Origin of the sequence: Mesorhizobium sp. WSM4306, from assembly GCF_007003975.1 — a bacterium.
Taxonomy (GTDB): domain Bacteria; phylum Pseudomonadota; class Alphaproteobacteria; order Rhizobiales; family Rhizobiaceae; genus Mesorhizobium.
In genome coordinates, this window is record NZ_VFTC01000003.1 from 155,631 (window position 1) to 168,718 (window position 13,088).

Genomic DNA, 13,088 nt, shown 5'->3' on the forward strand with positions numbered 1-13,088 from the left:
TAAAATTTCTGGCATCGAACAATGCTGCGCCAACTGTATCCGGATATCGAACGATGACAGGCACGCACGGCCCGCTCAACGCCTTTCTCGATCTGCGTCGAATGCCGGTCGCCCATGCGGAACTGGGTCCCCTGGCCGGGCTCAGGCTGGCCGTGAAGGACATCTACGACGTCGCCGGCTATCGCACCGGTTGCGGCAATCTCGTGAAGTTTAACGAGGCGCACGCAGCCTCCAGCACCGCGCCCGCCGTGCAGATGATTCTCGATGCCGGCGCGCGCTTCATCGGCAAGACGCAGACCGACGAGCTCGCCTTCTCGCTGATGGGCCAGAACGCGCATTTTCCCTTTCCGGTGAACCCGGCAGCAGTCGACCGCGTCACCGGCGGATCGTCCTCCGGGTCGGCGGCGGCAGTGGCGGGCAAGCTTGCCGACATCGCCACCGGCTCCGACACCGGCGGCTCGATCCGCGCGCCGGCGAGCTTTTGCGGGCTGATCGGGCTGCGCACCACGCATGGCCGCATTTCGCTCGAAGGCACGATGAAGCTGGCGCCGAGCTTCGACACGTTCGGCTGGTTCGCCGACGACATCGAAACCTATGAGACGATCGGCAAATTGCTGCTCGGCCGCGATCCGCATCAGTACCCGCTCAACCGGCCGCTTTCGATCCGCTGGCTGGACGCCTTCGTGGCAGGCGCGGCTGAGGCAGCCGAATATGCCAGGATGAGAGCGCTGGCGGCCATTGTCGTCGGTGAACCAAAGCCGGTGGAATACGTCTTCGCTTCCTTCCCCGACGAGCTCTACTGGTGCTTTCGCCGGCTCCAAGCGGCCGAAGCCTGGAACCAGCACGGCGCCTGGATCGTGTCGGGCGAGCGCCGCCTCGGCCCGGGCGTCGAGGAACGCTTCGGCTTTGGCCGGACGATCGACGCCAAGACGGCGCAGGCCGAGGCGGTGCGCCGCCTGACCTTCCGCTCCGAGCTTGCCGCCCTGCTCGGCCAGGACGGATTTCTGGTCCTGCCGACGGTTCCAGGCCCCGCGCCTCTCGTCAAAAGCGAGCCGCAGCAGCTCCAGGCCTACCGCGAAAGGGCCTTGCATCTTTTGTGTCTTTCGGGTCTTTCAGGCTTTCCGCAAATCACCCTGCCGCTGGGCTCGGTCGACGGCGCCCCTTTCGGCCTCTCCCTTCTCGGCCCTCCCGGCAGCGACATTGCCCTGATACGGCTCGGCCGGCGGCTTCTCGATACGGCACGAAAGGCCTGATCCATGGACACACTGACCCGCATGCGCGCCTTCATCGACGTCGTCGAGGCCGAAGGCTTTTCTGCCGCTGCGCGCAAGATCGGCCGTTCCAAGGCGCTGCTGTCGAAATATGTGCGCGAACTCGAGGACGAACTCGGCGCGCTGCTGCTCAACCGCACCACACGCCAGTTCTCGATGACCGAGGCCGGACACACCTATTACAGCCGCGCTTCGGAAATCGTGCGTGAGGTCGACAGCCTGGCCGACGCCGTGCGCGAATCCTCCGGCGACGTGCGCGGCCGGATCAAGCTGTCGGCGGCACGCACCTTTGCCGATGCGCCGATCGGCCAGTCGCTGATCGACTTTGCCAAGCAGCATCCCGACATTGTGCTCGACATCCATCTCGACGACCGTTTTGTCGATCTGGTCGAGGAGGGTTTCGATCTTGCGGTACGCATCTCGCGGCTCGAAAACTCCTCGCTGATCGCTCGGCGCCTTGGACCATTTTCGGTCAGGCTGTGCGCATCGCCGGAACTGATCGCCAAGCACGGCAAGCCGACGCGCCCGCAGGATCTCGCCAACATGCCCTGCATCGTCGACACCAATGGTCGTTCGCTCGCCAACTGGCGCTTCAAGGGCGAGGGCGAGGAGTCGGTCAGCGTCAATGTGTCGGGGCCGATCGAGGTCAACAGTCCGATGGCCGCACGCGCTGCCGCCGTGTCAGGCCTGGGCTTCACCATCCTGCCCGATTTCATCGCCGCCCCTGACCTCGCCTCCGGCCGGCTGGTTTCTTTGCTCGACGACCGCATCCAGTCGGGCAGCGGCATTTTCGCCGTCTACCCCCACCGCCGCTATCTGCCGGCCAAGGTCCGCGTTTTCGTCGATTTCCTGGTGCAGTGGTTCAAGAACCGCGAGGGGGCCTGACCTGTCTTAGCCGTGTGGCGGTCCCAATTTCGCCCGCTTTCTGGTAACCTCTCGAAATCTCTCCGAGGCCGATGGAACAGCGACCGAGAATGCACTTGAAACGGCACGCAATCATGCTGGCTTCGGCCTTGGCGGCGCCTTTTGCCGCCGTCGGAGCGGCTGGCGCCCATCCTCATGTCTTCGCCGAGGCCCGCCTCGACGTGATCCTGTCGCCGGATCACCAAAGTGTGAAAGCGCTGCGCCATCTCTGGCGCTTCGACGATTTGTTTTCGAGTACGGTGATGATGGAGTTCGACAAGAACTCCGACCTGAAGCTTGACGACAAGGAGCTGAAGGATGTCGCCGACACCGTCCATGCTTCACTGGCCGAGTTCAATTATTTCCAGCTCGTCACGGTTGACGGCAAGGACGTGCCGATGACGCCGCCACCGCATCTGATGGCCAATTTCGACAACGACCAATTGATCATCCTGTTCGAATCCGAACCGAAACAGCCGATCAAGCTCGCTGGCAAGATCGATTTCGGCGTCTACGATCCGACCTTCTATACGGCCATCGATTTCACCGAGGATTCCAACATCACCGTCGAGGGCCTGCCCTCGAACTGCACCAGCAAGGTCATCCGGCCCGATCCGGATGAGGCGATCAAGGAAAACCAGAAGACTTTGACGGAAGCCTTCTTCAACGACCCCACAGGCACCGACATGAGCAAGATCTTCGCCACCAAGCTCGAACTGAACTGCCCGCCAGAAGGATAGATCCGGTGATGAAACCGTCCCTGCGTTTGGCATTCGGCCTCGTGGCCGCTGCCCTGGTGATGACGCACTTTCTCGGGCAGGCCCACGCCCAGAGCTCACTGGGTATCGGCGTCAATGACGGCATGGCGCCAACCACCGGACTGTTCGCCCACATCCTGATGTGGATCAATCTCAGGCAGCAGGAATTTTATCGCGCGCTGGCGACAGCGATGAAGGCGATGCGCGAGGACGGCAGCAAGATGTGGCTGCTGATCGGCCTGTCCTTCGCCTACGGCATTTTCCACGCCGCCGGCCCCGGCCACGGCAAGGCGGTGATCTCGTCCTACATGGTGGCCAACGAAGTGGCGCTCAGGCGCGGCATCCTGTTGTCCTTCGTCTCGGCGCTGCTGCAAGGCCTGACCGCGGTGGTGGTGATGCTGCTTGCCTATTTCGTCCTGCGCGGCACCGCCATTTCGATGACCGACGCGGCCTGGTTCATGGAGATCATGAGCTATGTCTTCGTCACTCTGTTCGGCGCCTGGCTGCTGTGGCGCAAGCTCGGGCCAACGGTCCTGGGCTGGTTCGGCAAGGCACCCGCCTACAGCCTGTCGGCGGCCCATGCCGGTCATTCTCTTGGCGGCCATGCCGGCCATTCTCACGCCGGTCACTCGCATGCTCCTCACAGCCATGCGGCGCATTCGCATGCCCTGCATGTGCATGACGACCATGACCACAATCATCACGATCACGCTGCGCACGATCACGCCACACACGATCATGCCCAACACAACCACGCTCATCATGATCACGCAGCGGGCGAGGTCTGTGACACGTGCGGCCATTCGCATGCGCCCGATCCGGCGCTGCTGTCTGGCGACCGCTTCGACTGGCGCACGGCGTGGTCGGCTGTGGCCGCGGTCGGCATTCGCCCCTGTTCCGGCGCGCTGATCGTGCTCAGCTTCGCGCTGCTCAACGGCCTTTGGCTCGGCGGCCTGCTGTCGGTGCTGGCGATGTCGCTCGGCACCGCGATCACCGTCTCGGCGCTGGCGACGATCGCGGTCACCGCCAAGAACTGGGCGGTCTATTTCGCCGGCGACGGCCGCATGGGCAATCGCATCCACACGTTCGTCGAAATCGGCGGCGCCGCCTTCGTCTTCCTGTTCGGACTATTGCTCCTGTCGGCGAGCCTGACTGGCAGCGTTTGACGCTAACGGGTCAGCCCTGACCCGCTATCTTGCCGCCCAATTCATCCTCGATATGGGCACGGATAATTTCATCAAAGCTCTTTTCGGCGCTGAAGCCGAGGTCTCTTGAGCGGCGCGCCTCGAAGCGCGTCGGCCAGCCCTTGACGATTGCCCAGATCGTCTCGTCGGGCTGTTCGCGGATCAGCTTCACGACTTCGGCGCCGGCAATACGTTCCAGCGCCTCGATCTGCTCGCCGACTGTCACGGCAACGCCGGGCATGGTGAGGTTGCGGCGCGGCCCGACGGCGGCGCTGTCGATCCCTGCCGCATGGATCAGGAAATTCACCGCCGAGCGCGGGCTGGCATGGGTGTGCAGCACCGAACGCGGTACCGGCAGGATCGCCTCCTGGCCGCTGAGCGGTTCGCGGATGATGCCGGAGAAGAAGCCCGAAGCCGCCTTGTTCGGCTTGCCGGGCCGGACGCAGATGGTCGGCAGCCGGATGCCGATGCCGTCGAAGAAGCCGCGCCTGGAATAGTCGGCCAGCAGCGCCTCGCTCATCTGCTTCTGGGTGCCGTAGGAGGTCAGCGGCGTCGGGTGGAAGTCATCAGGGATGACATCCGGGAACGGCGCGCCGAACACGGCGATCGATGAGGTGAAGACGAGGCGCGGTGCAAAGCCTGCCAGCCGCACGGCGTCGAACAGCGCCCTGGTGCCATCGAGGTTGACGCGATAGCCGAGATCGAAATTGGCTTCCGCCTCGCCCGACACGATGCCGGCGAGATGGAACATCACGTCGGGGCGTGAAGCGACCAGGCTCTCGGCGGCACCGGCGTCGGCAAGGTCGCCGGTATGCGTGGCGATGCCCACACCCTCCATCGCCGGCGCCTGCGGCGGCACGATATCGTGCAGGTCGAGCGCCGTGATCTTGCGGCCATTGAGCGTGCCGTCCTTGGCCAGCCGGGCGATGAGTTTGCGGCCGACCATGCCGGCCGCGCCAGTGATCAGGATGCGCATTTGTAAAAGCCTCTTATTTGCCTTTGTTCTGGCTGCGCCCGCGCAGCCAGAACACCAGAAAGAATGCCAGCACGAAGCCGATGCCGACGATGCCGGCAAGAACGGTCGAAACATTGCCGAGCGCCAGCATCACCGTCGGCAGGTAGAACGCCGCGATGCCGAACAGCAGCATGATCCAGGCTGCGGCAATCAGCGCGTTTCTGTTGTCGCGATCCATCATGCCGTCCCGCCGTCACGGGTGCTCGTCAACTTGGATGCCAATGCCATGAAGTTCCCTGTCAGTGATAATGGCCGTGATGCGGTGGCGCACCATGGCCGTGGTCATGATCGTGGTCGTGCTCGTCATGGCTGTCGGCGCACTGGCCGAATTCCGGCTCGACGGTGGCGTGGCTGATGCCGTGCTCTGCGGCGAGCCGCTTCTTGATGGCGCTGACCGCCTGATGCGGGTCGACGCCATCGTTGAGGCAGGCATGTAGCGTCGCCATGTTGCTCGAGCCATCCAGCGACCAGACATGCATGTGGTGCACCTCGCGCACGCCTTTGACCGTACCGGCAATATCCTTGGCGATGAGATCACGGTCGAGGCTGGCCGGCACGCCTTCGAGCAGGACGTGGGCGGCTTCGCGCATCAGCGACCAGGCGGTGGAGAGGATCAGCACAGAGACCAGCACCGACAGGATCGGATCGATCGGCGTCCAGCCTGTCGCCAGGATGACCAGCGCCGCCACGATCGCCGCCGCCGAGCCGAGCAGGTCGCCCAGCACATGCAGGATGGCGCCGCGCATATTGAGGCTGTCGCGGTCGCCGCCGTGCAGCACGAAGAACGACGCGATGTTGACCAGAAGGCCGGCGATCGCCACCACCAGCATCGGCCCGCCCAGCACCGGCGCCGGCGTCATCAGGCGGCCCCAAGCCTCGTAGACGATCCACAGCGCGATGGCGAAGATGGCGATGCCGTTGGTGTAGGCGACCAGCGTCTTGACCCGGCCGAAGCCATAGGTGAGGCGCACGGTCGCCGGCCGTCCGCCCAGATGGAAGGCATACCAGGCAAGACCGAGCGCGATGGCGTCGGCGAGCATGTGTCCGGCATCCGCCAGCAGCGCCAGCGATCCCGTCAGCAGGCCGCCCAGCGCTTCGGCAACCATGAAGCCGGCGGTCAGGCAGGCTGCGATCAGCACGCGCTTCTTGTCGGTCGAGCCATGCACGTGACCGGCGCCGTGGCTGTGGCCAGCGTGCGAACCGTGATCATGGCTGTGCGCCATATGTTTTCTCCTACGCGCCGAACTCGGCGCGGAAATCCTCAAGCCGCCGCTTCTGCCCGCCTTCGCCATCGAAATTGGCCGGATCGAGCCAGGCCTCATAGGCTTTGCGCAAGGACGGCCATTCCTTGTCGATGATCGAGTACCACGCGGTATCGCGGTTTTCACCCTTGACCACAAGATGCTGGCGGAAAATGCCCTCGAACTTGAAGCCGAACCGCTCCGCCGCGCGCTTCGAGGGTTCGTTGCGGTTGTTGCATTTCCATTCATAGCGGCGATAGCCGAGCTCGTCGAAAATGTATTTCATGAAGAGGAACTGCGCCTCGGTCGCCGCCGGCTTGCGCGAGACCAGCGGACCCCAATAGATGTTGCCGATCTCGATGACGCCATGGGCGGGATCGATGCGCATCAGCGTTTGCCGCCCGGCGATCTTGCCGCTGGCCTTGTCGATGACGGCGAAGAACAGCGGATCTTCGCTCGCAGCGGATTTTTCCAGCCATGGCTGCAAGGCGGCGCGGCTCTCGGGCACGGTGTCGAAGAGCCAGCGAAACCGCGTATCGCCATCGGCGACAGCCGACGCCTCGTACAGGCCGTCGCCATGCTTTTCAGCACTCAGCGGCTCAAGACGGACATAGCGTCCGTCCAGAACTTTTCGTTCCGGGCGCGGGCGGGGCTGCCAATTCGCAAGATTTTCCGACACCGAAGACTCCAATCCGTTTGACATTTGCGGTTGGACGCTCACAAAAACGCAACCCAACAGCAAGAACCACACGGACGGGAAAAATGCTCCACACGATTTCGGCCTTCGACCGCCTCGGCGAGGAAAACGCCTTTGCGGTGCTCGCGAGGGCGACGGCGCTGGTGCAACAAGGTCGCGACATCGTCAATCTCGGCATCGGCCAGCCCGACTTCAAAACCCCGCAACACATTGTCGAAGCAGCGATCAAGGCGCTGCGCGACGGCCACCACGGCTATACCCCGGCGAACGGCCTGCTCGCCACCCGTGAGGCGGTGGTCCGGCGCACGCTGACCACGACCGGCGTTGAGGTCTCGGCCGAGAATGTGATGATCCTGCCCGGCGGCAAGCCGACCATGTTCGCGGCCATCCTGATGTTCGGCGAACCGGGCGCCGAGATTCTCTATCCCGATCCCGGCTTCCCGATCTACCGCTCGATGATCGAATTCACCGGCGCCGCCCCGATCCCAGTGCCGATCCGCGAGGAGAACGGCTTTGCCTTCTCGGCTGAGGAGACGCTGGCGCTGCTCACCTCGAAGACCAGGCTCCTGATCCTCAACTCACCGGCCAACCCGACCGGCGGCGTGACCCCGCGCGCCGAGATCGAGAAGCTGGTCAAGGGATTGGAGAAGCACCCGCAGGTCGCCATCCTCTCCGACGAGATCTACGACGTCATGACCTACGACGGCGAGACGCATTTTTCGCTGCTCAATTTCCCCGAAATCCGCGACCGGTTGATCGTGCTCAATGGCTGGTCGAAGACCTGGGCGATGACCGGCTGGCGCATGGGCTGGTCGATCTGGCCGAACGGCGACAAGGGCGCCCACCTCTACGACAAGGTGCGCAAGCTGGCCGTCAATTGCTGGTCCTGCGTCAACGCCCCCAGCCAGTTCGCCGGGATCGCTGCCATCGATGGGCCGCAGGACGATGTCGACAAGATGATGCGCGCCTTCGACAACCGCAGGAAGATCGTGGTCGAGGGGCTGAACGCTTTGCCCGGCGTTTCCTGCATCACGCCGAAGGGCGCCTTCTATGCCTTCCCCAATGTCTCGAAGACCGGCTGGAAGGCAAAGAAGCTCGCTTCGGCGCTGCTTGAGGACGCCGGTGTCGCGCTGATCGGCGGCCCCGATTTCGGCATTCTCGGCGAAGGCTATATCAGGCTCTCCTATGCCAATTCCGAAGAGAACATCTTGCGCGCGCTGGAGCGGATCGAGGCGTTTTTGAAGAAGTGACCCCCCTCATCCGGCCGCTTCGCGGCCACCTTCTCCCTGCTTGGGAGAAGAGACGAGCACCGGCGCCGGCGCACTCCTCTCCCCTCGGGGAGAGGTCGGATTACCCGGAATTGCCCTTCGCAATTCGGCTGGCAATCCGGGTGAGGGCCTGCCCTTACCCTCTACCCACAAACGGCATCTTCGTCGCCATCACCGTCATGAACAGCACATTGGCGTCGAGCGGCAGGCTGGCCATGTGGACGACGGCGTCGGCGACGCGCTGGACGTCCATCACCGCTTCGGCGGCGATCGAGCCGTTGGCCTGCGGCACGCCGACGGTCATGGCCTGCGCCATGTCGGTCAGCGCGTTGCCGATGTCGATCTGGCCGCAGGCGATGTCATAGGGCCGGCCGTCGAGCGCCAGCGTCTTGGTCAGCCCTGTTATCGCGTGCTTGGTCGCAGTGTAGGGCACCGAGCCCGGCCGTGGCGCATAGGCCGAGACCGAACCGTTGTTGATGATGCGGCCGCCCATCGGCTTTTGTCTGCGCATGGCGCCGAAGGCGGCGCGGGCGCACAGGAACGATCCGGTGAGATTGACGCCGACAATGTCGTTCCAGACCTCGACCGGGATCTCGTCGATCGGTGTCGACTTGTAGCTCATGCCGGCATTGTTGAAGAGCAGGTCGACGCGCCCGAAAGCCGCCGCCACGGTCTCGAACAAATCATCGACCTGGCCGGCCTTGCTGATGTCGCAGGCGACTGCCAGCGCCTTGGCGTCCGTCTTGCCGGCTTCGGCGATCGCGGCGTCGAGCACCTGTTTGCGGCGGCCGCAGAACACGGTGTTCCAGCCCGCCTTGAGCAGCGCCGTGGCGACGCTCTTGCCGATGCCGGTGCCGGCGCCGGTGACGATGGCGGTTTTCTCTGTGAGGGCTGTCATGATTTTGCTCCTGCGCACCGCGCATCCCCGGCACAGATCGGGATGCATCCGAATGCACCGAGGCATCGCAAATGACGGGGATCATGGCAAGCCGAACACTCGGTGATCGGCCGAACAAAAAGGGCGGTCATTGGCGACCGCCCTGATCTGAACCGGACTTGGGAGGAGGAAAAGCCGATCCGACTGCTAGAATCATGCGCTTCCTCGGTAAACGAGACGTTAACGCATTTTCCGGCCTCGGGGCGCGCGGCTCTACCTACCAGCGCGGGTTCGGCGCGGTCCCCGCCGGGGCCGGCACCTTGGCCGCCGATACAGTCGCCTCGACATGGTCGACCAGCGCATCCGGCAGGCCAAGCCGGCCGGCGAGCAGGTCGAGATAGCCGCGTTCGGCGCGCGTATCGGGATCGATGGCTAGCCGCGACGCCGTATAGAGCTCGAGCCTCTGCTCATCGGTCTTGGCGCCGGCGACCAGCGTGTCGAGGTCGAGCGGGCTGTCCAGCTCGGCCAGCAGGAATTTTTCGGCATCGGAACCGATGCCGGCGAGCTTGAGCTTGCCGGCGATCTTTTCGCGCTCCTCGTCGTCGACATGGCCGTCGGCCTTCGCCGCCGAGATCATCGCCCGCACCAGCGTCAGCGTGAACTCGTCCTCGCCCTGGGGCGCCTGCGAAGGGTGGAAGGCGGTGTCGGCGGGCGGCGGCAGCAATTCCGGCCCGCCTGCCCCTGACGTCCCGGCGGCCGGCGCCTGCTCGGGCGCATTGCCGGCCTTGTAGTTCTGGTAGGCCTTGTAGGCGAGACCGCCGATCGCGGCCAGTCCGCCGAGCTTGATGGCGGTGCCGGTGACCTGGCGTCCGGTACCGGTCCCAAGCAGCACCGCGGCCAGCGCACCGGCGGCCAGCGGATTGTCCTTGGCCATCTGCACGGCCTGCCCGGCCTTGTCACGGACGGTGCCGGTGGTGCCGGGGACTTGCGAGCCGAGCAGGTCGTCGAGAAGCTTCTTGGGGTCGAACATGGTGCCTCCAGAAAAGGGCTCGTGCCTGATAGGAACGAGCAGGTTTTGGACGTTGCTGACGTAGGTCCCGCTTGTTGACATTACAATGACGGACGGCCGCTTTGCCAGCAACGCGGCTTTTCGAAAACTGGATTGCGATGTGTCGAAATGGGTAGCAGCTTGCGCTAGTGTCGCGCCCTTCATGACGAGGGAGGAGCTTCGCCGTGACCGACGAGACAGAACGCCAGCCGGCGCGCGATCCGCAGGATCTCGAGCGCCTGCTGATTGACCGGCAATGGGTAGGAGACATTGACGGCATGGTGGCGCTGTTCGAACCCGATGCGGTCATCGACAGCGGTGAGGCGGAACTGATCCGCGGCCAAGAGGCGATCCGTACTCTGTTCGAAGCCTTTGCCGCCAGCGGGCAAAAATTCCAGCGCGGCGAACAGCGCCCGGCGGCCATCAACGGCGACCTCGCATTGACCTCGACCCGGCTTGCCGATGGCTCGGTGACCTCAGAGGTCGCGCGCTGGCAGGCCGATGGCACGTGGCTATGGGTGATTGACCGCTATTCCGTCGCGTGGTGATGCAACCAGTAACAAACACCCGCTTGGCGCGGCGCTAGCTGCCGATATGTCCCCTGCCCTGCGCTTGCGCCAGTTCGACCTGGCGCTGGCGCTCGGCGTAGCGGGCGCGGTCCTCGTCCGAGCGGGCCTCATAGCAATGCGGGCATGACACGCCGGTGGTATGGTGCGGCGACAGCCGGTCCTCTGGCGTCAGCGGATGCCGGCAGGCGCGGCAGAGTTCGGCTTCGCCTTCACTGAGCCCATGCGACACCGAGACCCGCTCGTCGAAGACAAAGCATTCGCCTTGCCACAGGCTGTCTTCGGCCGGCACCTCTTCGAGATATCTCAGGATGCCGCCCTTGAGATGGAAGACATCTTCAAAGCCGAGCGACTTAACATAGGCCGTCGCCTTCTCGCAGCGTATGCCGCCAGTGCAGAACATCGCGACCTTGCGGCCATCGAGCGCGTCGCGATGCTTTTCCACCCAGGCCGGGAATTCGCGAAAGCTCGACGTGCGCGGATCGATGGCGCCCTCGAAGGTGCCGATCGAGACCTCGTAGGTGTTGCGGGTGTCGATGACGATGGTGTCGGCATCCGAGATCAGTGCGTTCCAGTCGGCCGGCGTGACATAGGTGCCGGCGCCTGTCGCCGGGTCGAGGTCTTCGACGCCCATGGTGACGATCTCGCGCTTCAGCCGCACCTTCATGCGATGGAACGGCATCTCGGCGGCATTGCTGTATTTGACCTCAAGATCGGCGAGGCCTTCGACGGACTCGAGATAAGCGATCAGGTCGGCGATATCGGCCTCCGAGCCGGCGACCGTGCCGTTGATGCCTTCCTGCGCCAGGAGCAGCGTGCCCTTGATGCCGCGGCCGCAGCAGAAAGCGGCGAGCGGCATCCGCAAGGCTCGCAGCGCCTCGAAGTCGCCCAGACGGGCAAATTTATAGAGCGCGGCGACGCGGACGGGTTCATGATTGGACGTTGTCATCGCCAAGCCACTAAACCGTGGTCAAAGCGGATTCAAGGCAGCGCTGAAGAAGCCGTCCTCCCTTCAGCCCGGCGGTCGACAGATGTGACATCGCGGCAGGCCAAGCTTCGTGGACTCGGAATCTGCCTTCTGCTAATCGGTTGAAATCACCTACGGAGAGACAAGCCAATGCCCAGCAAGACCGAAAAGCTCCTGTCGCTGCTCAACGGCCAGCCGGTCATCCCGGTGTTGAAGATCGCCAATGTCGCAGACGCAGTGCCGCTCGCCCGGGCGCTCGCCGCTGGCGGCCTGCCGGCAATCGAGATCACGCTGAGAACCGCTGATGCGCTGGAAGCGATCCGCCGCGTCGCCGGTGAGGTCGAGGGCGCCATTGTCGGCTCCGGCACCATTCTCGATGCCAGGCAGTTCGAGGCGGCGGCGGCGGCCGGCTCGAAATTCATCGTCAGCCCCGGCATCACCCGCGAACTGCTCGCCGCGGCCAAGGACAGCGACGTTCCGCTGCTGCCCGGCGCCATCACGCCCGGCGAGATCATGGCCGCGCGCGAAGCCGGCCTGCGCTTCCTGAAATTCTTCCCGGCCGAACAGTCCGGCGGCATCGCTTCGCTGAAGGCCTTCGCCTCGCCGCTGGCCGATGTGAAGTTCTGCCCGACCGGCGGCATCTCGGCCAAGAACGCCGCCGACTATCTCAGCCTGCCCAATGTCATCTGCGTCGGTGGCTCCTGGGTGGCGCCGGACGAGCTGGTCAAGGCCGGCAAGTGGGATGAGATCGAGGCGCTCGCCCGCGCGGCGAGCAAGCTCGGAAAGTAACCTCCCCAAGCACAAAAACCCGGCCGGCCTGAGCCGACCGGGTTTGCTGCTTGCAAAAATACGGTCAGTTGCAGGCCGTAACCTTCTTCACGATCTTCTGGTGATGCCGCCAGGTCGTGACCCACTTGGTCCGGCAGTGATTGTGATGCATACGCATATGGTCGTGGGTCTTGATGACAACGGTCGCGGCCTGTGTCGGAGCGATTGCTACCGAAGCCGTTGCCAATGCGATGGCCGACGCCAAAAGAATGTTTTTCATTGATACCCCCGGTTGGAACGAACCCAGCCTAACCCGCAAAAAGGTGAGTCGTTCCGGCCTCAAGAGAAGTTCAGCCGCGCGTGATCGCCTGGGCTTGCCCGGTGCCAATCGTCAGCGGTTGAAGTCCAGGGATTGGTTCCCGCTCATGGGCTCGAACCACGATTCACGCCTTCAAAGGGCGCTGTCCTACCATTAGACGAAGCGGGAATGCTGCCCGTGGTTAGCATTCCGGGCCGCGGGAAGCC

15 protein-coding genes and 1 tRNA gene are annotated in these 13,088 nt (G+C 64.1%); 7 read left to right on the forward strand and 9 right to left on the reverse strand.

The annotated features are described in order from the left end of the window. Positions 1-53: 53 nt before the first annotated feature. The 4 genes from FJV77_RS06345 (at position 54) to FJV77_RS06360 (ending at position 4,098) form a co-directional block, all read left to right on the forward strand. Positions 54-1,253, forward strand: a complete 1,200-nt coding sequence (locus tag FJV77_RS06345) for an amidase (protein WP_142865995.1) — start codon at positions 54-56, stop codon at positions 1,251-1,253. Positions 1,254-1,256: 3 nt separating this feature from the next. After that, positions 1,257-2,156 carry a LysR family transcriptional regulator gene (locus FJV77_RS06350; protein WP_112559302.1) on the forward strand — a complete coding sequence of 300 codons (900 nt, stop codon included), beginning with the start codon at positions 1,257-1,259 and terminating at the stop codon, positions 2,154-2,156. An 89-nt stretch (positions 2,157-2,245) separates the two neighbouring features. Beyond that, entirely contained in the window at positions 2,246-2,914 is a 669-nt protein-coding gene (locus tag FJV77_RS06355; RefSeq protein WP_142865996.1) for a DUF1007 family protein, read from the forward strand. Next, positions 2,911-4,098, forward strand: coding sequence for a nickel/cobalt transporter (locus tag FJV77_RS06360; RefSeq protein ID WP_142865997.1), 1,188 nt, complete (start codon positions 2,911-2,913; stop codon positions 4,096-4,098). Before FJV77_RS06355 ends, FJV77_RS06360 begins: the two co-directional genes overlap by 4 nt. Positions 4,099-4,108: 10 nt before the next feature. On the opposite strand, the gene denD is transcribed toward FJV77_RS06360, so the two are convergent. The 4 genes from denD to FJV77_RS06380 are packed head-to-tail and all read right to left on the reverse strand — an operon-like array spanning position 4,109 to position 7,051. Beyond that, on the reverse strand, positions 4,109-5,092 hold the full coding sequence (gene denD, locus FJV77_RS06365) for a D-erythronate dehydrogenase (RefSeq protein WP_142865998.1): 984 nt from the start codon (positions 5,090-5,092) through the stop codon (positions 4,109-4,111). 13 nt (positions 5,093-5,105) lie between these two features. Continuing rightward, positions 5,106-5,312 carry a hypothetical protein gene (locus FJV77_RS06370; protein ID WP_112559299.1) on the reverse strand — a complete coding sequence of 69 codons (207 nt, stop codon included), beginning with the start codon at positions 5,310-5,312 and terminating at the stop codon, positions 5,106-5,108. Positions 5,313-5,370: 58 nt separating this feature from the next. Further along, on the reverse strand, positions 5,371-6,354 hold the full coding sequence (locus FJV77_RS06375) for a cation diffusion facilitator family transporter (protein WP_142865999.1): 984 nt from the start codon (positions 6,352-6,354) through the stop codon (positions 5,371-5,373). 10 nt (positions 6,355-6,364) lie between these two features. Continuing rightward, the gene (locus tag FJV77_RS06380; RefSeq protein WP_142866000.1) at positions 6,365-7,051 is read right to left on the reverse strand and encodes a GNAT family protein; all 687 of its coding nucleotides are present in this window, start codon (positions 7,049-7,051) and stop codon (positions 6,365-6,367) included. A gap of 83 nt (positions 7,052-7,134) precedes the next feature. Here FJV77_RS06380 and FJV77_RS06385 point away from each other — a divergent pair, with 83 nt between their 5' ends. After that, positions 7,135-8,319, forward strand: coding sequence for a pyridoxal phosphate-dependent aminotransferase (locus tag FJV77_RS06385; protein ID WP_142866001.1), 1,185 nt, complete (start codon positions 7,135-7,137; stop codon positions 8,317-8,319). A gap of 154 nt (positions 8,320-8,473) precedes the next feature. Here the strand turns inward: FJV77_RS06385 and FJV77_RS06390 are convergent, their stop codons facing one another. Continuing rightward, complete coding sequence (locus tag FJV77_RS06390; RefSeq protein ID WP_112559295.1) at positions 8,474-9,235, reverse strand: SDR family oxidoreductase; 762 nt, start codon at positions 9,233-9,235, stop codon at positions 8,474-8,476. A gap of 256 nt (positions 9,236-9,491) precedes the next feature. Then, the gene (locus FJV77_RS06395) at positions 9,492-10,244 is read right to left on the reverse strand and encodes a tellurite resistance TerB family protein (protein WP_142866002.1); all 753 of its coding nucleotides are present in this window, start codon (positions 10,242-10,244) and stop codon (positions 9,492-9,494) included. Between the two features lie 203 nt (positions 10,245-10,447). Here FJV77_RS06395 and FJV77_RS06400 point away from each other — a divergent pair, with 203 nt between their 5' ends. Continuing rightward, the gene (locus FJV77_RS06400) at positions 10,448-10,810 is read left to right on the forward strand and encodes a nuclear transport factor 2 family protein (RefSeq protein WP_142866003.1); all 363 of its coding nucleotides are present in this window, start codon (positions 10,448-10,450) and stop codon (positions 10,808-10,810) included. A 34-nt stretch (positions 10,811-10,844) separates the two neighbouring features. Here the strand turns inward: FJV77_RS06400 and FJV77_RS06405 are convergent, their stop codons facing one another. Further along, positions 10,845-11,777 (reverse strand): rhodanese-related sulfurtransferase, encoded by a 933-nt coding sequence (locus FJV77_RS06405; protein ID WP_142866004.1) that lies wholly within the window; start codon positions 11,775-11,777, stop codon positions 10,845-10,847. A 168-nt stretch (positions 11,778-11,945) separates the two neighbouring features. Between FJV77_RS06405 and FJV77_RS06410 the strand changes: the two genes are divergently transcribed. Beyond that, complete coding sequence (locus FJV77_RS06410) at positions 11,946-12,584, forward strand: 2-dehydro-3-deoxy-phosphogluconate aldolase (protein ID WP_142866005.1); 639 nt, start codon at positions 11,946-11,948, stop codon at positions 12,582-12,584. 64 nt (positions 12,585-12,648) lie between these two features. Here FJV77_RS06410 and FJV77_RS06415 read toward each other — a convergent pair whose 3' ends face one another. Continuing rightward, entirely contained in the window at positions 12,649-12,843 is a 195-nt protein-coding gene (locus tag FJV77_RS06415) for a hypothetical protein (protein WP_142866006.1), read from the reverse strand. 133 nt (positions 12,844-12,976) lie between these two features. Further along, a tRNA-Gln gene (locus FJV77_RS06420) sits at positions 12,977-13,050 on the reverse strand. Positions 13,051-13,088 lie beyond the last annotated feature (38 nt).

Coding starts and splice junctions, on each gene's coding strand:
- FJV77_RS06350 (WP_112559302.1), top strand. CDS start 1,257: ATGGACACACTGACCCGCATGCGCGCCTTCATCGACGTCGTCGAGGCC.
- FJV77_RS06355 (WP_142865996.1), top strand. CDS start 2,246: ATGCACTTGAAACGGCACGCAATCATGCTGGCTTCGGCCTTGGCGGCG.
- FJV77_RS06415 (WP_142866006.1), bottom strand. CDS start 12,843: ATGAAAAACATTCTTTTGGCGTCGGCCATCGCATTGGCAACGGCTTCG.
- FJV77_RS06375 (WP_142865999.1), bottom strand. CDS start 6,354: ATGGCGCACAGCCATGATCACGGTTCGCACGCTGGCCACAGCCACGGC.
- FJV77_RS06370 (WP_112559299.1), bottom strand. CDS start 5,312: ATGATGGATCGCGACAACAGAAACGCGCTGATTGCCGCAGCCTGGATC.
- FJV77_RS06345 (WP_142865995.1), top strand. CDS start 54: ATGACAGGCACGCACGGCCCGCTCAACGCCTTTCTCGATCTGCGTCGA.
- FJV77_RS06410 (WP_142866005.1), top strand. CDS start 11,946: ATGCCCAGCAAGACCGAAAAGCTCCTGTCGCTGCTCAACGGCCAGCCG.
- denD (WP_142865998.1), bottom strand. CDS start 5,092: ATGCGCATCCTGATCACTGGCGCGGCCGGCATGGTCGGCCGCAAACTC.
- FJV77_RS06395 (WP_142866002.1), bottom strand. CDS start 10,244: ATGTTCGACCCCAAGAAGCTTCTCGACGACCTGCTCGGCTCGCAAGTC.
- FJV77_RS06385 (WP_142866001.1), top strand. CDS start 7,135: ATGCTCCACACGATTTCGGCCTTCGACCGCCTCGGCGAGGAAAACGCC.
- FJV77_RS06390 (WP_112559295.1), bottom strand. CDS start 9,235: ATGACAGCCCTCACAGAGAAAACCGCCATCGTCACCGGCGCCGGCACC.
- FJV77_RS06405 (WP_142866004.1), bottom strand. CDS start 11,777: ATGACAACGTCCAATCATGAACCCGTCCGCGTCGCCGCGCTCTATAAA.